We start from the raw sequence: 18,554 nt of genomic DNA on the forward strand, positions 1-18,554 counted from the left end.
GTCACCCTCGGCACCGCCACGCTCATCGCCAACAACACCGCCGATACCAATTTCGCAGGCATCATCAGCGGTACCGGTGGACTCACCAAGACCGGCACCAATACCTTGACGCTGACCGGCAATAATACCTATACCGGTGGCACCACCATCAGTGCCGGTACCTTACAGATCGGCAATGGCGGTACCTCAGGGGCCATCGTCGGCAACATCACCGATAACGCAACACTGAGCTTCGACCGTTCAGACAACATCACTTATGCCGGTACCATCACCGGAAGCGGCACCCTCATCCAGGCCGGTACGGGCGTAACCACCCTCAGCGGGGCCAGCTCCAGTGTCGGCAACGTCAACGTCGCGGCTGGTACACTGAACCTTGCACCAGCAGTCAGCTTGGCCACTACCGGCAATTACACCACTGCCAATGGCGCCACTACCGCACTGACTGCCGATGCTACCCTCAATGTCGGTGGCGCGTTTATCCAGGCAGCGGGCAGTACACTCGATGTCGCCCTTGATGTCACCCAACCCGTGATCACTGCCGCCACTGCCGACCTCGAAGGCACACTCACCATTACCGGCCTGAGCGGTACGCCAGATACTGCCAGCGCCCTGGAAGCCAGCCATTACACCCTGATTCACACCACCGGTGGTATCAGCAGCAACAACTTCTCGAACATCGATTTGGGGGGGGCGGCCAGCTCAGTCGACTACATCACACTGACGGCGGGCAAGTCAGCCAATACACTGGACTACAACATCGGCTTCGACCTGACCTGGCAAGCCGGTCCGACGCTGGGCAACGGTACCTTTACCCTAGCCAATCCGGGGGACAGCTTCAACGTTGATGTCGCGCTGACCAATGAAGCCGCCAGTGCCACCGGATGGGATGGGCATACCCTGACCAAGAATGGTGCCGGTACGCTGATATTGTCCGCCGCCAACACCTACACCGGGGCTACTGAAATCAATGCCGGTACCTTGCAGGCCGGTATCGCCAATGCCTTTGCCGACAGCAGCGCAGTCAATGTCGCCCCCGACGCTACCCTGGACCTGAACAACTTCAATCAAACTGCCAACAACCTGACCGGAGCCGGGAATGTCACCCTCGGCACCGCCACGCTCATCGCCAACAACACCGCCGATACCAATTTCGCAGGCATCATCAGCGGTACCGGTGGACTCACCAAGACCGGCACCAATACCTTGACGCTGAGTGGCAACAGCTCTGCGGTTGGCAACGTGAACGTCACTGGCGGCACGCTGAACCTCGCCCAGAGCGGCAATTTCAGCACCACCAACGATTACGTCACTGGCAGCGGCGCCACCACGTTATTGGGCGCAAATGCCACTCTTTCGATTGGTGGTGCATTAACGCAAGCCAACGGCAGCACACTCGGCGTGGTGGTCGCTGGTATCCAACCGTTGATCACGGCCAATACGGCCAGCCTGGGAGGTACATTAGAGGTAACCAGTATCGGCTCGACCCTGGCCAGCACGTTGATCGATACCGAATTCTATGTCATTCACACTGTAGGGGGCATCACTAACGACTTCTCGACGGTCAGCTTTGGTGGCGCAGCTACGGGAGTCGATTTTCTCTCCGTAGCAGGTAGCAAATCGTCCAATGGATTGGACTACAACCTCAGTTTCGGGTTGATTTGGGACTCTGGAAACAGCGAGGGCAATGGTGTGTTCACGCTAAAGAATCCGGGCGACAGCTTCACTGTCAATGTGCCGCTGGCAGACCAGAGCAATAGCGCGACAGGATGGACTGGTAACACTCTGACCAAGGACGGTCCTGGCACGCTGGTACTGGCTGCTGCCAATACCTATACTGGCGCCACCAACATTATGGATGGTACGTTACAGACCGGCGTCATCAATGCCTTTATGGATAGCAACGTCATCAATGTCGCCAAAGGTGCCACACTGAATTTGAATAATTTCAATCAGATTGCCAACAACCTCGGGGGCGCCGGTAACGTCGCACTAGGCAATGCCGTGCTGGATGAGAAGAGCAATACGGATACCACCTTTAGCGGCATAATCAGCGGAGCGGGCGAAGTCATCAAAGATGGCCCCAACAATCTGACGCTCACCGGTAACAATAACTATGCCGGTGGCACGATCATCAGCGACGGCACACTGACAGCGCATACCGCGAGTTTAGGCAGCGGTGCCATCACAGACAATGCTGCACTGGTGATCGATGAACCGGGGACAGCCAGTCTCAGCGACGCCATCAATGGCACCGGCAGTTTGACCAAAACAGACGTAGGCACACTCACCCTGACTGCGACCAACGCAGTCTCTGGCATGACCACCGTGGCAGCCGGTGTGCTGGCAGTCAATGGCTCACTCAATAACTCGACGGTGCAAGTGCTCAACGGCGCAGAACTGGAGGGCAGTGGCAGTGTCGGAGCCACGACCGTTGCCAGCGGCGGCAAGATTGCCACCGGCAGCCCCACGACAACATTGACCATCAATGGCAATCTGACAGAGCAAGCAGGCGCTATCTACAACGCTCAAGTCGATCCTACCAGCACACATGCCAGCCTGATCAACGTCAATGGCAATGCCATCCTGCAACCGGGTGCAGAGTTGCAGGTAACCAGAAGCAATAGGGCATTGTATGTGCAGGGTAACGAATACAATGTCCTCAAGGCGAGCGGTGACGTGGAAGGTACTTTTACTCTCACTGGCGATATTAATACCGAATTTACCACCCTCGTCGCTACTTACGATGCCAATGATGTTTATCTGATCGTGGAACAGGATCAAAGCTTCAACAACGTAGGCGCGACGCCTAATCAGATCAACGTCGCCACCAGCCTGCAAGGTCTGGCCGCCGGCAATCTCCTCAGAGAAGCCGTGGCCAATCTGGAGACAGCTGCACAGGCACAGAATGCCTTCGACCAGTTATCAGGGGAATTGCACGCCACGCTTAATTCACAGTTCGTGGAAGAGAGCCACTTCGTCACCGATGCTGCAATTGATCGCCTGCGTCAGGTCTTCAGCTCGGTCGGTGGCGCGCACACCGATATCAATACCAACGACACGACACAGGAGCAGCCGTCATTGCAACAAATGGCGCTCTCCTCGTATAACCCGCATACCCCGCAACCCTGGATACGTGCATTCGGTGCCTGGGGCAGTACCGGTGGCAACGGCAATGCGGCAGAAGCCAGTCGTTCGGTCGGCGGCCTGTTTGCCGGTACCGATGTCGAGATTGGCAATGAATGGCGTGTGGGCGCGATGACTGGCTATAGTTCCTCCAGCATCGACGTCGATGATCGTTCCTCTTCTGCCAACAGCAATGACTATTACCTGGGAATCTACGGCGGCAAACAATGGGATGATGTGATTCTCAGGGCGGGGGCAAGCTATACGAGGCATAGCATCAGTACCGAGCGCTCTGTGAATTTTCCTGGCTATTCTGACCAGCTCAATGCCAGCTACGACGGCAATACAACGCAGGCCTTCGGTGAGTTGGGCTATCGCATTGATCAAGGCAATGTACAGTACGAGCCATTTGTCAATCTGACCATTATCCGGCAGAGCAGCGACAGCTTTATCGAACACGGCAATCTGGCGGCTTTGCAAAGCGACAGCGCCAGCATGAACACTAGTTTCTCGACCTTGGGCGTGCGTGCCGCGTCCAAATTTATGGTTGATGGTATCGACTGGACCGCGCACGGTATGCTGGGGTGGCGTCATGCTTATGGCGACTTGCTACCAAGCAGTCAGCTGACATTGACAGGCTCCACACCATTTACCGTCGCGGGTGTTCCGGTCGCCAGCGATGCCGCGGTACTTCAACTAGGGGTGGAAGCACCAGTGGCTAAAAACGCAAGTTTTAGCGTTTCATACACGGGTCTGACCGGTAATGGTCTGCGCGACAGTGCCCTGCATGCAGCACTGCGCTGGGCATTTTGAGAACTCAGGCCGTCGACACTTTTTCCAGTTTGGGCAGCAAGGCGGCCAGCAAGCCGATCAGCGGCAAGAACGCGCAGACCTGATAGACAAAGTAAATGTCGGTCAGATCTGCGAGCTTGCCCAACAAGGCCGCACCAATACCGCCCATACCAAATGCAAAACCAAAGAACAGACCGGAAACGGTACCGACCTTGCCCGGCATCAGTTCCTGAGCAAACACCAGAATCGCCGAAAAAGCTGATGCCAGAATCACGCCAATGATGATGGTCAGCACGGTCGTCCAGAACAGATCGGCATGGGGCAACAGCAACGTGAATGGTGCCACACCCAGAATCGATACCCAGATCACCAGCTTGCGCCCGACCTTGTCACCAATCGGCCCGCCCAGTACGGTACCAACCGCGACAGCAAACAGGAAGATGAACAGATGCACCTGTGCCTGCTGGACGCTGAGCTGGAATTTGCTGATCAGATAAAAGGTGAAATAACTCGACAGACTGGCCATGTAGAAGTATTTCGAAAAAATCAGCAGCAACAACACGCTCACTGCCTGAATCACCTTTTTGCGCGGTAACTGCACATGGGTCGCCGCCTTCTTCTTGCCCTTGGTATGACCAGCAGCTTGCTGACGCACATACCAGTGCCCAATCTGGCGTAAAACCACAATAGCCACCAGTGCAGCGAGTGTGAACCAGGCAATGCTATGCTGACCACCCGGGATAATGATCCAGGCTGCCAACAGCGGCCCCATTGCGCTACCGGCGTTACCACCGACCTGAAACAGTGACTGCGCCAAACCATGGCGCCCGCCCGAGGCCATGCGTGCCACCCGTGATGCTTCCGGATGGAATACCGAAGAACCGGTTCCCACCAGCGCTGCAGCCACCAGCAACACGCCAAAATTCGGCGCCATCGATAACAGCAGGAGTCCACACAAGGTTGATCCCATACCAATGGCCAGCGAATAAGGTTTGGGATGTTTGTCCGTGTACAAGCCTACGAGGGGCTGCAATAGCGAAGCGGTGACCTGGAACGTCAGCGTGATCAGACCGACCTGGGCAAAGCTGAGATGAAAGTTACCCTTCAATAAAGGATAGATCGCCAGCAACAGCGACTGGATCATGTCATTGAGAAAGTGCGAGAAACTGATTGCCCCCAGCACACGGAACTTGGTTGTCTCAACAGCACTTTGTTGCGCCGCCGAGGGAGTGAGCGTGGTCTCCATTTTTTCTATTTTCCGGCAAGGTAAAGTCAAAATTTTAGACTGACTTTACGGCTTTGTCTTTTGTCGCCCTGTTTGGGGAAAAACACGACTTCAGCGCGCCTTGCGAAAAGTGAGATTGAAGCGACAATTCCCCGTCAGCGGATGCTGCTCCTGCCTGAGTGTATCGACGCCATGAAAGCGTAGCCGTGCCGGCCCACCCCAGACCACGACATCGCCACTATGCAGACGCAGACGCTGCGCTTTATCACCGCGCGCATCACCACCGAACAGGAAGGTCGCAGTCACGCCAAGCGACACGGAGACGATAGGCTGGTACAAATCGATTTCATTTTTATCCTGATGCAAAGACATCCGTGCGCCAGGAAGATAGCGATTGATCAGGCAGGCATCTGGAGCGAAATCGGGATAGCCGGCGGCGGTGGCTGCTTCAGTGGCAAGCTCATGGAACAGCAGCGGCATGGCGGGCCAAGGCCGCCCCGAAACCGGATCTTCAGCCTGATACCGATAACCACGGCGATCAGTGACCCAGCCCAGTGCGCCGCAATTGGTCATCGCAACGGACATCGTGTAACCGCCCGGCGTCACCATCTGACGCAATGGCGCCTGCGTCAGCAAGCCATCAATCGCCTCCAGCAAAGCACTCACCCGCTTATCGGCAAAAGCCTGCAACCACACTGCGCCATTTGCCAGTGCGATCGCCTGCGGTCGGCGCGCATGCTCGTAGTCGGCAAACAGATCCTCAGTCATCTTTGCTTCCTGGTGCCGTGTTTTCTCGCTGCAACAGCGCTTTTTTTCGCTCCACACCCCAACGATAACCAGACAGCGATCCGTCGGTACGCACCACCCGGTGACAAGGAATCAGTACGGCAATCGTGTTGGCAGCACAGGCACTGGCGACGGCCCGCACCGCTGCTGGCTGACCAATGCGCTGCGCCAGTTCGCTGTAACTGATACGCACACCGATCGGTATCGCACGCAGCGCCTGCCAGACCTGCTGCTGGAAGGCAGTACCTCGCACATCCAGTGGCAACATCTGCGCTGCCGCACTATTTTCATGCACTTCGATCACACCGATGACAGTTGCCATCCATTGTTCAAAGCGGGCATCGCCACCAATCAGCTCAGCCTTGGCGAACCGGTCCTGTAATTCGCGCACCAGTTGCACGGGATCGTCACCTAAGGTGATGGCGCAAATACCATGCTCGGTAGCGGCAACCAGAATCGCACCCAACCAGCATTGGCCGACACCAAAGCGAATCTGAAGTCCACTGCCACCACTCCGGTAGGCGCCCGGTGTCATGCCAAGCAATTGCGAGCTAGTCGCATAGAAGCCACCACTGGATTGAAAACCAGCATCGTACATTGCCTCTGTCACGGTGACACCGTGCGCCAGTTGCACGCGTAACTTATTCGCACGGTGGGCGCTAGCATAGGCCTTGGGCGTGATACCCATGTGTGCCTTGAACAAGCGGTGGAAGTGGTAACGGCTCATGCCAACCAGTTCTGCCAGCGTCTCTAGCGACGGTAAGTTTGCGGCGTGTTCAATCACCTGACAAGCGTAGGCCACGGCTTGCCCCTGTCGCTCGGCAATACCTTCCTGATCCGGTTTGCAGCGCTTGCAGGGGCGGTAGCCCGCTTGCAGCGCAGCGTTGTAGGTATCGTAAAAAAGCACATTCTCACGACGCGCATGACGCGATGGACAAGAAGGGCGGCACACCACACCAGTAGTGCGCACGGCATAGTAAAAACTGCCATCGGCTTTGGCATCGCGCTGCGTAACCGCCTGCCAGCGCAGAGCATTGACGCTCGCTGCGTCGGCAAGTGGCAAGGAGGTCAAATCAGATGTCGCTGGAGCAAGATCAGGCATGGCAATAGGGAATACAAGATGGCAACTTGGTTGAGTCAGTTATCATAGTGTAGCCAGTCCACTCCCAGCCCGCACTCGCAGACTTGCTTTCAAATCGGTCACGGGCGACATGCGCCTGGTCAGGAAGAGAACTTGATCCGCTGGCGACTCTGGGCAGGCTGAGTAACATGGTCCAGCGGGAGTACATGCGAGTGTTTGATCGGCTTCATTGTGATGTTAGATTTGACATTGGTGACGCCCGGCAAACGCAGCAAGCGCGTCATCATGAACTCAGAAAACGCTGCCAGATCCGGTGCCACAATGCGGAGAATGTAGTCAGCTTCGCCCGTAATGGAATAACATTCCATGATTTCGGGCATGTTCTGGACGGCCTGTTCGAACTGGATACCACGGGTCTCGCCTTGACGATCGAGGGTCACATTGGTGAAGGCCGTCACGCCTAAACCGACCACCGCCGGATCAAGCACTGCTGTGTAACGATCAATGACCCTCGCCTCTTCGAGTCGTTGCACGCGACGGCTGATCTGGGAGGTCGACAAATGGACTTTCTGTCCCAGCGCACTATTGGTAATATGGCCGTCACGCTGCAACTCGGTCAGCAATGCCAGATCAAATCGGTCTACGGTAATGGCCGTCATTTATCTCTCTTCTTCTCGTTTTTTCTCTATTTATCGAATTATTTGTGCATCTAAGCAGCAAAATATCACAAATAACAATCACATATTGCGATTTCACTGCAATAAACTAGCCAGAGAACTTATCTGCAACGCGGCCGCCATTACGGCGGCTGACGTCAGTATTTGTCACTATTTACAATCCCCGACAAGACAATCTTGTACGGGGCCTTGCCAGTGCCGAACATAGGAGACCACCATGGGCCAAGCCAACGCCACGCCATCCACTACGCGTAACAGCACCGATCTGTTTGATAATCCAATGGGAACCGACGGTTTTGAATTCGTCGAATATGCGGCCCTCGATCCAGCCGCGATCACCCATGTGCTCGAATCGATGGGATTTTCTGCCGTGGCACGACATCGCTCCAAGAAGGTCATGCTATACCGTCAAGGCCAGATCAATTTTGTGGTCAACTCGGAGCCTGGCAGCAATGCCACCGCGTTTGCACAGGTTCATGGGGCATCGGTGAATGCCATGGCATTTCGGGTCAAGGATGCGGCCAAGGTCTACCAGCGTGCGCTGGAAATGGGTGCCGAAGGGGTTCCTGCCAAGCTCGGTCCGATGGAACTGAATATCCCAGCGATCAAGGGTATCGGCGGCTCATTGCTGTATCTGGTGGATCGTTACGGCGAGCGTGGCTCTATCTATGATGTTGACTTTGAATTTTTTCCCAATGTCGAACGTGAACCACTTGGGGTTGGGCTGACTTATATCGACCACCTGACCCACAATGTGGTGCGGGGCGCGATGGATACCTGGTCGTCGTTCTATGAACGCTTGTTCAACTTCCGGGAAATCAAGTATTTCGATATCGAAGGCAAGATGACGGGCCTGAAGTCGCGCGCGATGACCAGCCCCTGTGGCAAAATCCGCATCCCGATCAATGAGAGTGCGGACGACAAATCGCAAATCGAGGAATTCATCAAGCAATACAACGGCGAAGGAATTCAGCATATTGCGCTGGGTACCGACGATATTTATCAGACTGTGCGCGCGCTATATCAACGCAAGGTCCCTCTGCAGGACACGATCAGCACCTATTACGATCTGGTCGAAAAGCGAATTCCGGGCCATGGCGAAGATCTGGCCGCCTTGCGTGAACTGAAGATTCTGATTGATGGCGCCCCAACCGACGGTCAGGGCCTGTTACTGCAAATTTTTACGCAGACCCTGATTGGTCCGGTGTTCTTTGAAATCATTCAACGCAAGGGCAATGACGGCTTTGGCGAAGGCAATTTCAAGGCCTTGTTTGAATCGATCGAACTGGATCAGATCCGCCGTGGCGTAATCTGATCCATCAATGCAAGTATCGGCATGCCTGGGATGTTTAACATCTCAGGCGTTCCCCAGATAGGCTTTGCGCACTGCCTCATTGGCCAGCAGATTGGCACCGGTATCGGCGAGCACGACATGCCCATTCTCCAGCACGTAACCACGATCAGCCACACCTAAGGCCTTGTTGGCATTTTGCTCGACCAGGAACACGGTGACGCCCTGGTCACGAATGGCGCGAATGATGTCAAAGATCTGCGCGATGATCAATGGTGCCAATCCCAGTGTTGGCTCGTCCAGCAACAGCAGACGCGGCTTGCTCATCAGCGCTCGCCCAATGGCCAACATCTGCTGCTCGCCACCGGACATGGTTCCGGCCCGTTGATGCGCCCGCTCTTCCAGCCGTGGAAACAGCCCAAACACATGGGCGATACCAGCTTCGATCTCGTGTTTGCTGGCAAAGAAGGCACCCATCTTGAGGTTTTCAAGCACCGTCAGACTAGGAAATACACGTCGTCCCTCGGGTGAAATTGCCATCCCCAAGCGCATGATGTCATGGGTTGCGCGTTGCGTAATATCTTGCCCTTCGAAGACAATCCTGCCGCTGGTGGCGCGCGGTTTGCCACACAGCGTCATCAGCAAGGTCGTTTTGCCGGCGCCGTTGGCACCGATCAGGGTCACGATTTCACCCTGGTTGACGTTCAGCGATACGCCATGCAATGCCTCGATCGCACCGTAGTGGGTATGTACCTGTTCAAATTGCAGCATTATTCCTCTCCCAGGTAAGCCTTGATCACTCGTTCGTCATTGCGCACCTCCTCAGGTGTGCCAGTGACGATAGGCTTGCCGTGTTCCATCACCAGAATCCGATCTGAAATACCCATGACCAGGCTCATGTCGTGTTCGATCAGCAGGACAGCCACGCCGTGCTGTTGTCGCAGCTTGTCGATCAGCTGCTGCAACTCCTGCTTCTCCTGTGGATTCAGGCCGGCAGCCGGCTCGTCCAGCAGCAACAGACGCGGCCGGGTGATCATGCAACGAGCGATTTCGACCCGACGCTGCAAACCATAGGACAAGGTCCCCGCTTCTCGATTGGCCAGCGCGGTCAGACCGAGTTCCTCCAGCCAATAAGCGGCGCGATCGAGCGCCTGCCGTTCGGAGCGGCGAAAGCCTGGCAACTTGAACAAGCCCGACAACAGGTTGTTGTTGAGCTGGTTATGTTGCGCCACCAGCAGGTTTTCCACGACGGTCAAGGTCTTGAACAAGCGGATGTTCTGAAAGGTCCTGACCAACCCTTGCTGGGCAACGATATGACTGGGCTGACGTGCAATCGCCCGTCCCTGCAGGCTGATATCACCTGCTGTGGGCTGGTAGAAACCACTAATGCAATTGAATACGGTTGTCTTGCCGGCACCGTTCGGACCAATGATGGCAAACACTTCCCTCTCCTGCACCGCCAGTGAAACACCGTCGACTGCCAGCAGTCCGCCGAAGCGCATCGCCAGACCGGAGACTTCCAGCAATACGGCCCTGTGATTATTGTTGGTCATTTTCATTGCGGCAACTCCACATGCGGACGCGAAGCGGGCAACAGTCCTTGAGGACGCCACATCATCATCAACACCATGACTAATCCAAAAATCAGCATGCGGTACTCGGCGAAGCTACGCGCCACCTCCGGCAACACAGTGAGCAGGATTGCCGCCAGGATCACCCCCATCTGCGATCCCATTCCGCCCAGTACGACAATTGCCAGGATCAATGCTGATTCAATGAACGTGAACGATTCTGGATTAACCAGTCCCTGACGTGCGGCAAAGAAGCAGCCTGCCAGACCGGCAAAGGCGGCGCCCAAGGTAAAGGCGGACAACTTGATCTTGGTCGGATTGATCCCCAGCGAACGGCAGGCGATTTCATCGTCGCGCAAGGCTTCCCAGGCGCGCCCCATTGGCATGCGAATCAGGCGACTGGTAAAGAAATAGGTCACCAGCACCAGCAGCAGCGCCAGCAGATAAAGGAAGATCACCATGTGACCACCCTGATAGGGTATCCCGATCAGTTCGTGAAAAGTGGTCGCGCCCTCGACGCTGGCACGGCGCGCCATCTCGATACCGAACACGGTCGGTTTGGGAATACTGGAGACACCATCCGGACCGCCGGTGAGCCAGGTCAGATTATTGAGAAGCAAGCGAATGATTTCACCAAAGCCGAGCGTGACAATGGCCAGGTAATCACCGCGCAGCCGTAGTACCGGGAAGCCAAGGATAAATCCAAACAAAGCCGACATGCCCGCAGCCAGCGGTAGACATTCCCAGAAGCTCAAGCCAAAGCTCTGGTTGAGTAATGCATAGGTATAGCCACCGACAGCATAAAAACCGACATAACCGAGATCAAGCAGACCGGCAAAACCGACCACGATATTCAAACCCAATCCCAGAATCACGTAGATCAATGCCAGGGTGGCAATATCCACATTTCCGCGCGAACCAAAAAACGGCCAGATCAAGGCCACCGCCAGCAAGACCAGCATCGCATAGCGCTGTTGGGTAGGCTTCAGCCTGGGCAACGCTGGCAGACGTATATGCGCACTGCTGCGCGAGAGAACCGGTTTGCAGAGCTGGAATACAAATACCGCCAATACGGCAATGAGCACCGGCGTCCAGTGTGCATGGAGCACCACCTGATAGCCATCCAGCTGTAATTGCAGACCCAGCAATGGCGTCGTCAGGATAGCGGTCAGGATTGCCGCCGCCACAGCATTCTTCACGGTCGTTGTCATCACACTTTCTCCACATCCGGCTTACCCAACAAGCCCGTCGGACGGAACAGCAAAATCAGCACCAGCAAGGCAAAAGACACGACATCCTTGTACTCAGCCGGTAAATAGCCAGCAGCAAAAGTCTCGGCCAGCCCCAGCAAAACACCGCCCAGCATAGCGCCGGGGATGCTGCCAATACCTCCCAATACGGCCGCGGTGAAGGCCTTGATACCGGCGATGAAGCCGATATAGGGATTGAGTTTGCCGATGGTCAGCGCGATCAGTACTCCACCCACAGCAGCCAGCATGGCGCCCAGCACGAAGGTGAAGGAAATGACGCGATTGGTATCGATGCCCAGCAGATTGGCCATCCCCATGTCTTCAGCGCAGGCGCGACAAGCGCGTCCCATGCGGGAACGGGCGATGAACAGGGTCAACCCCACCATCAGTAGCAAAGTAACGCCAACAATGATCATCCGCGAATAGGGAACGGTGACGGTAAAATCACTCCCCATCTGAAACTCCAGTGCTCCGGAAATCAGCACAGGCACCGACATGTCACGCGAGCCCTGCCCGATCTGCACATAGTTCTGCAGGAAAATCGACATGCCAATAGCCGAGATCAGTGGCACCAGTCGCGGTCCACCGCGCAAAGGACGGTAGGCGACACGCTCGACGGTCCAGCCATACAAGCCGGTGACGACGACAGAGACGATCAGCGCTGCCCCCAGCAAAAGGGGTAAAGGATAACCGGCCTGCACACCAATCGCGCTCAGTGTGACCAGACCAACGTAGGAACCGATCATGTAAATCTCGCCGTGGGCAAAATTGATCATGCCGATAATGCCGTAGACCATGGTGTAGCCGATTGCGATCAAGGCATAGATCGCTCCCAGACTCAGACCATTGACGAGCTGTTGCGTCAGTTGAGGGAGTAGTTCGTTCATAACAAAAAGGACTCACGCAAAATGCCGCTGGCTCAGCGTGCTGCATCCTGCCTGCATTGTGCTGTGGCGGTGACTCTGGCTGGTGCCATGCACGGTAACGAACTTTTGCGTAAGCCCTGAAAAATGAGGAGATGCCAATGCCCTTTTGCTGTTTCTGATGCGCAGGGCATTGACCGGGCGGGCCACCTCAGAGAACGCTGAGGCAGCGACCAACTGACTTACTTCGCTTCCGATTTGGTCGCATCTTTATGCCAGGTATAAACCACGAACTTGAAAGATTTGAGATCACCCTTCTTGTCGTAAGCAACCTCGCCAATCGGCGTCTTGAACGAATTGGCATGGATATAGGCGGCCACTTTGGCAGGATCAGTCGACTTGGCACCGGCGATGGCATCGGCAATGACCTTCACTGCCGAATAAGCGGGCAACTGGAAGGGACCGTTAGCGTCACGCTTCTTCGAGGCGAAAGCCTTGACCAGTGCCGCATTGGCCGGGTCGGCGGCAAAATCGGCTGGCAAGGTTACCAGCATGCCTTCGGAGGCTGGACCGGCGATGGCAGTAATATCCTTGTTGCCGACTCCTTCTGGGCCCATGAATACGGCCTTGATACCCTGCTCCCGCGCCTGACGCATGAGCATCCCCATTTCGGGATGGTAGCCACCGAAATAGACAAAATCCACCCCCTGCGATTTGAGCTTGGTGATCACCGCCGAATAATCGCTGTCGCCAGCGTTGATGCCTTCAAATACCACCACCGGAACCCTGGCGGCTTCCAGCGATGACTTGACCGCGCTGGCCACGCCTTGTCCGTAAGACTGCTTATCGTGCAGAACGGCTACTTTTTTGGGCTTGACCTTCTCGATGATGTACTTGGCCGCAGCAGGTCCTTGCTGATCATCGCGACCGATGGTGCGGAAAATAAATTGATGCGGCTTGGCTTCTGTCAGTTGAGGCGCCGTTGCGGAAGGTGTGATCATGACCACGCCTTCATTTTCATAGATGTCGGAAGCCGGAATGGTCGATCCCGAACAAACGTGACCAATGACAAATTTAATACCTTGACTGACAATCTTGTTGGCAACCGCAACTGCCTGTTTAGGCTCACAGGAGTCGTCCATCAGAACCACTTCAAACTTGTTGCCGCCTGCACCTCCCGCGGCATTGATTTGCTCAATTGCTGTCAATGCTCCCGCTTTGACCATATCGCCATACTGTGCCACGGCACCAGTCATCGGGCCGGCGATCGCAATCTTCACTGTTTCGGCCTGCGCCACGGTGGTACAGGACAAGACAAATGCGGCAGCGAAGGCGATTTTTGTGAGACGGTTCAAGGGTTGCATCGAGTTTCCTCCAGAATAAATTTGTATGAATGACAAATTTTTAGTGAGCAGAATTAAGGGGCTGAAGTGTAACATCGTCGCAATAAATGAAAGAAATTTTTATCTTATCTGCACGAAATCTGCTTTATATGCATATAAAACCTACTCGTATGCACGATTTAACCAATTAATAAGATGTGTCAGAAAAGCTTGAATAGGGACAAAAACTGAACAAAGTGACAATGAATTTGATTGGAAATATTCCCAATTGCAACGCAGGCACCTAAAATGCATTTTTTATACACATGGCGCTAACGGGGTCGTACGGTGCTCGTCCAATAAGCGGTATTCGACGCAAGTTCCTGCCCCCTGTTCCCGCCAAGCTGATTTTTTCTGATTCTCCATGCGCTTTTTGCTGCGTCCATTCACTCGTACCACTTATCGTGGTGACATCACTTTGCTACTGTTATTGCTGATGCTGGCGTCACTTGTCATGCCCGCCGCGCTTGCGGCAGAGCTACGGCAATACCGCTACAACCAGGTCAGTATCAGCACCTGCCAGATCGATCTGCAACGCGATACGCTGCGGATGTACTGGAAAGATAACAACGGCAATCTGCTAGGTACGTTCGCCAATCTACGCAACTGGCTCAGGCCACAGGGCAAAGACATCTTCTGCGCCACCAATGCCGGGATTTACGACAAGGATCATCGGCCATTAGGGCTCTATATCGAAGATGGAGAAACGCTGCGCAAGTTGAATACGCGCCAGAATGCCTATGGCAATTTCTATCTGCCGCCGAACGGCGTATTTATCGTGGAGGATCGCCAGGCACGCATTGTTGACACGCTCAGTGTGGATGCTGATCGCAATCGATGGCTTGGTACAGCGCGTTTCGCGACGCAGTCCGGTCCGATCATGCTGCAAAACGGCATCATCAACAGCGTCTTCGACCCAGCTTCCATCAATATGGTCGTACGCAACGCAGTCTGCATCGACAGCAACCGTCAGGTGGTCTTGGCCATGGCACGAAACCCAATCACGTTCTATGACTTCGCACAGTTCCTCCGTGACAAAGTGCAGTGCGTTGATGCGCTCTACCTGGACGGTAGCATCTCGCGTATTTATCCATCACTGGAAGCCGATCTGGGACCTGCGTTCGGTGCCATCATTGCTGTCACCAGAGACAGCGACAAATAAGCTCACGAAACATCATGAGATATCACGATATCCTCATACATACCGCCGTGTGATTCATTGGGCGTTCGGTCACGTCGGTGCAGTATGCGAATTGGCTATAAAGACATTCAAAATCCTTCGTTCTCCCGAACTTATTGATGTGTGAGCATAGAAGATTGCTCCGGAAAAATGCTATTCCTACTCACCCACATCAAACACTGCAGGAGAATCAATGCGCCGCTGGTCCAATTCCTTCATTTTCGGCATCATCGCCACCGCACTTGCGCTCACATCACCGCTCGCCTCTGCCCAAGACAAAAGTAAAATCAAGATCGGCATTTCTGGGGGCAGTGCTGAGCAAATCTTCGAGGTCGTCAAGAAAGTCGCCGCCAAAGACGGCCTGGAAATTCAGATCATTACTTTCAACGACTACCTGCAACCTAATGAAGCGCTGGCCTCTGGAGATCTCGATGCCAATGCCTTCCAGCATCTGCCGTTTATGGAAAGCCAGATTAAATCGCGCGGTTACAAGATCGTGCCGGTTGGCCTGACTATTACCGCTCCCCTGGGCATTTATTCCCGAAAATACAAGTCAGTGGATCAATTACCGCCAGGCGCGCGTATTGGTATCCAGAACGATCCCTCCAACGGCAATCGCGCCCTGCTGCTACTGCAACATGCTGGCCTGATCAAGCTGAAGTCAGGCGTCGGCGAGAACGGTACCAATGCGACGCCATTGGACGTGATCGACAATCCAAAGAAGCTCAAGCTGATCGAACTGGATGCGGCACAATTGCCACGTTCGCTCGACGATCTAGCAGCTGCGTCGATCAACAATGACTATGCGGTGCAAGCTGGTCTGTCGTTGCAACGCGACACCATCGCTGTGGAAGATGCCAAGGGGCGCTATGCCAATTTGATCGCCACACGCGTGGAAGACAAGGACAAATCCTGGGTAAAGAAGCTGGTGAAGGCCTACCAGTCTGAGGAAGTCCGTAAATTCATCGAAACCCAGTTCAAGGGCTCATTGGTTCCGGCATTCTGATTTTACATAGTCACTCGACCACTACATAAGATCACAAAATAGCGCTGCAAATAAAAAAGACCCGCGGACCAAGTCCGACGGGTCAATATCCCTCGCAAAAGGGTAGTTGAAGGAACAGTTCAACCGGGAACTCAGATCGTTGGCTAGTAATAAAGTTCGCTAACTCCCCACTATCGCCGATCCTCTCCGACATTTCCGCCAGCGTGGAGGGCACCTGCTGGTTCCCAGTCGGTGCAAAATGCAGCAAAATGGCACACTCGTTATCAATTATGCTGCCCGCATCAATCATGCCTCTGATTCCGCGTCATTATTGGGTTGCAGCCTGCTTTGCCCTTTCACTACTTGGTTTGGCCTCGACCAGTCACGCTGCGGTCAGCGCTCTGACATCGCGACAATGCCAGTTGATGGAACAGAAAAAAACCATTTCCCCAGACAATCCTGTTCCTTGCCGCCGTCTGACCCAGGTCTCGTTTAGCTATATCGGTTTCGATGGTCAGCAACACGATAACGGGCTGATCATCGTCATGGATGCACTAACAGAACAGGTACAGGCGATTTTTGACGAGTTGCTGGAGCGTCGCTTCCCGTTGCAGCAAGCCAGACCGATGGAAGAATTTACGGGTGACGACGAAGCTTCCATGCAGGCGAACAATAGCTCTTCGTTCAATGGGCGCGCCATGACGGGTGGCAGCGCCTGGTCCAAACATGCCTATGGTGCGGCGATTGATATCAATCCGCTACAGAACCCCTATCTGAGCCATGGCACTTACCTGCCCGACAACGCCGGTAGCTACCTCAGTCGTACACCGCAAAGACCAGGCATGGCGGAGAGCGCAATCGATATTTTCTTCCGTCATGGATTTTTAGTCTGGGGCGGAAACTGGTACGAGCCGGTTGATTACCAACACTTTGAAATCGGGAGTCGCGACTTCATACAGCAGTTGCTGGCACTACCACTACCTCAGGCACGTGCGGTGTTCAAGCGCTACGCAGATCAATATAGCGCTTGCCTCAAACGAAACAAGATCGCCGACAACATCGCAAGACGCGACGCTTGTGCGCACAATAACCGGCGCTAGCATTGACCATCACGCAGCCCCTTGCGTCGCTCAAGGCTGTAACAATATGCTCACCGCCTCGTCACGCGCAGCGTCGATATTCCCATCGTGCAAAGCAATCAGCTGCAATGACCGGGCGGCAAGATAATCGCGCACTTCGGCCTGCATCAACAGCGGCCGAACCCGATGCAAGGTATCGATCAACAAGGGTGTCAAGCGATCCAACTCAGGTCGTATGTCGCGCGCCAGATCGGGTGGTTGGGCGAACGGTGAGTGCTGTTGCTTCTGCCATTGTGCATGCATGTCGCGCTGTATGATTTTGCCGGCATCAAATTGCGCCTGAAAAAACCGCAACGCGAATGATCGATCAGCCTCTGGCGCATCATGCATCCCAGCTGCGAGATCAGCTAAAATCTTGCGTTCACGGAGCGGATCATCGATGGGAGCGCCCGAATTCCATTTCGCTTGAGCGACCTTTTCTGCCACCGCAAGACGTTGATTGATCAATTCCAGAAGATGATCAATTTCCTTTAATTCCAGTGCAGACAGCGAGCCGATGGAAGTCGCAGATGCCCCTGACTGTTCAGGCGGAAGAACTTGACATCCCGCAAGCGACAGTACAACGCACAATAGTCCGCAAAACGTTTGAGCAACATTACGCACCGTCATCCAACCCATCCTTGCATTCATCCCATCGCTCCTCATCGATCAAGCCCGCGATGGTAAATTGTGCACGGCATGGACGGCAAGTAATCGGGGGATAAGTCAGTACAAGACAAGTAATTTTTTTGTAAATTTATGTAAAGTTCAGTTTGACATTGACGATCTGACAGTGTTCCTCACTATACTAAGGATGCTTTATTTGGACATCGAGTCCGATTTTTATAAGGAGTGACCATCATGGCGGTAACGAACGTTTCAGCGACTAATTCGACAACGCAGCATCCCCAACAAGCAGCCACTGCAAAGCCAAAGTCTAACGTGGATTTTGCAAAGGTGATGGCCAGCGCCAATACTTCAGCTGATGTGAAGAAAACCGGCACTCCGGCAGAACCGGTTCAAAACGCTGAAGTGAACAAGGCTACTGCTTAAGCATTCCGGCCTCAAGCGTATAGTATTACTGGCAGGAGCGCTCCTGCCTCGTTGTGCTTCTAGTAAAGCTTTGTGTGTACTGATGTGTATGCAAACAGGCTAAGCCTTCGTGAACACGCAAGTTTCGTTACAGCGAGACTACTGAGAAACCCACCTTCAAGGTGGGTTTTGTTTTTC

The 18,554-nt window shown here is 54.4% G+C and carries 16 protein-coding genes; 6 read left to right on the forward strand and 10 right to left on the reverse strand.

The genetic code is table 11. The features are described from left to right. On the forward strand, nt 1–3,936 hold a 3,936-nt coding region (locus tag FHW66_RS00870; protein ID WP_183377829.1), incomplete at its 5' end, for an autotransporter domain-containing protein. Nucleotides 3,937–3,940: 4 nt separating this feature from the next. On the opposite strand, the gene FHW66_RS00875 is transcribed toward FHW66_RS00870, so the two are convergent. The 4 genes from FHW66_RS00875 to FHW66_RS00890 form a co-directional block, all read right to left on the reverse strand. Next, nucleotides 3,941–5,161, reverse strand: a complete 1,221-nt coding sequence (locus FHW66_RS00875; protein ID WP_183377830.1) for an MFS transporter — start codon at nt 5,159–5,161, stop codon at nt 3,941–3,943. A 90-nt stretch (nt 5,162–5,251) separates the two neighbouring features. Next, nucleotides 5,252–5,908, reverse strand: a complete 657-nt coding sequence (gene alkB, locus FHW66_RS00880) for a DNA oxidative demethylase AlkB (protein ID WP_183377831.1) — start codon at nt 5,906–5,908, stop codon at nt 5,252–5,254. Next, on the reverse strand, nt 5,901–7,028 hold the full coding sequence (gene ada / locus FHW66_RS00885) for a bifunctional DNA-binding transcriptional regulator/O6-methylguanine-DNA methyltransferase Ada (RefSeq protein ID WP_183377832.1): 1,128 nt from the start codon (nt 7,026–7,028) through the stop codon (nt 5,901–5,903). The genes alkB and ada overlap by 8 nt, the downstream gene beginning before the upstream one ends. A 119-nt stretch (nt 7,029–7,147) precedes the next feature. Next, nucleotides 7,148–7,666 (reverse strand): Lrp/AsnC family transcriptional regulator, encoded by a 519-nt coding sequence (locus FHW66_RS00890; protein WP_183377833.1) that lies wholly within the window; start codon nt 7,664–7,666, stop codon nt 7,148–7,150. Between the two features lie 235 nt (nt 7,667–7,901). Between FHW66_RS00890 and hppD the strand changes: the two genes are divergently transcribed. Beyond that, nucleotides 7,902–8,999 (forward strand): 4-hydroxyphenylpyruvate dioxygenase, encoded by a 1,098-nt coding sequence (hppD, locus tag FHW66_RS00895; protein ID WP_183377834.1) that lies wholly within the window; start codon nt 7,902–7,904, stop codon nt 8,997–8,999. Between the two features lie 42 nt (nt 9,000–9,041). Here hppD and FHW66_RS00900 read toward each other — a convergent pair whose 3' ends face one another. The 5 genes from FHW66_RS00900 to FHW66_RS00920 all read right to left on the reverse strand — a co-directional run bounded on the left by FHW66_RS00900 (nt 9,042) and on the right by FHW66_RS00920 (nt 14,023). After that, nucleotides 9,042–9,746, reverse strand: coding sequence for an ABC transporter ATP-binding protein (locus tag FHW66_RS00900; RefSeq protein ID WP_183377835.1), 705 nt, complete (start codon nt 9,744–9,746; stop codon nt 9,042–9,044). After that, nucleotides 9,746–10,528 (reverse strand): high-affinity branched-chain amino acid ABC transporter ATP-binding protein LivG, encoded by a 783-nt coding sequence (livG, locus tag FHW66_RS00905; RefSeq protein ID WP_183378610.1) that lies wholly within the window; start codon nt 10,526–10,528, stop codon nt 9,746–9,748. The genes FHW66_RS00900 and livG overlap by 1 nt, the downstream gene beginning before the upstream one ends. A 2-nt stretch (nt 10,529–10,530) precedes the next feature. Next, nucleotides 10,531–11,757, reverse strand: coding sequence for a high-affinity branched-chain amino acid ABC transporter permease LivM (locus tag FHW66_RS00910; RefSeq protein ID WP_183377836.1), 1,227 nt, complete (start codon nt 11,755–11,757; stop codon nt 10,531–10,533). Then, nucleotides 11,757–12,683: a high-affinity branched-chain amino acid ABC transporter permease LivH gene (livH, locus tag FHW66_RS00915; RefSeq protein WP_183377837.1), complete on the reverse strand. Its 927-nt coding sequence runs from the start codon at nt 12,681–12,683 to the stop codon at nt 11,757–11,759. Before livH ends, FHW66_RS00910 begins: the two co-directional genes overlap by 1 nt. Nucleotides 12,684–12,901: 218 nt before the next feature. Beyond that, nucleotides 12,902–14,023 carry a branched-chain amino acid ABC transporter substrate-binding protein gene (locus FHW66_RS00920; protein ID WP_183377838.1) on the reverse strand — a complete coding sequence of 374 codons (1,122 nt, stop codon included), beginning with the start codon at nt 14,021–14,023 and terminating at the stop codon, nt 12,902–12,904. Nucleotides 14,024–14,405: 382 nt separating this feature from the next. Between FHW66_RS00920 and FHW66_RS00925 the strand changes: the two genes are divergently transcribed. From FHW66_RS00925 to FHW66_RS00935, 3 genes are all read left to right on the forward strand, one after another. Beyond that, nucleotides 14,406–15,203 (forward strand): phosphodiester glycosidase family protein, encoded by a 798-nt coding sequence (locus FHW66_RS00925; protein ID WP_183377839.1) that lies wholly within the window; start codon nt 14,406–14,408, stop codon nt 15,201–15,203. 211 nt (nt 15,204–15,414) lie between these two features. After that, on the forward strand, nt 15,415–16,227 hold the full coding sequence (locus FHW66_RS00930) for a MetQ/NlpA family ABC transporter substrate-binding protein (RefSeq protein WP_183377840.1): 813 nt from the start codon (nt 15,415–15,417) through the stop codon (nt 16,225–16,227). A 287-nt stretch (nt 16,228–16,514) separates the two neighbouring features. Beyond that, entirely contained in the window at nt 16,515–17,306 is a 792-nt protein-coding gene (locus tag FHW66_RS00935; RefSeq protein ID WP_255458757.1) for a M15 family metallopeptidase, read from the forward strand. Nucleotides 17,307–17,336: 30 nt separating this feature from the next. Here FHW66_RS00935 and aroQ read toward each other — a convergent pair whose 3' ends face one another. Then, nucleotides 17,337–17,954 (reverse strand): gamma subclass chorismate mutase AroQ, encoded by a 618-nt coding sequence (aroQ, locus tag FHW66_RS00940; RefSeq protein ID WP_183377841.1) that lies wholly within the window; start codon nt 17,952–17,954, stop codon nt 17,337–17,339. 231 nt (nt 17,955–18,185) lie between these two features. On the opposite strand from aroQ, the gene FHW66_RS00945 reads away from it, so the two are divergent. Continuing rightward, a complete protein-coding gene (locus FHW66_RS00945) occupies nt 18,186–18,377 on the forward strand; it encodes a hypothetical protein (protein WP_183377842.1) in 192 nt (63 codons plus the stop codon). Nucleotides 18,378–18,554 lie beyond the last annotated feature (177 nt).

This window comes from Herbaspirillum sp. Sphag64, from assembly GCF_014192645.1.
Taxonomy (GTDB): Bacteria; Pseudomonadota; Gammaproteobacteria; order Burkholderiales; family Burkholderiaceae_D; genus Herbaspirillum.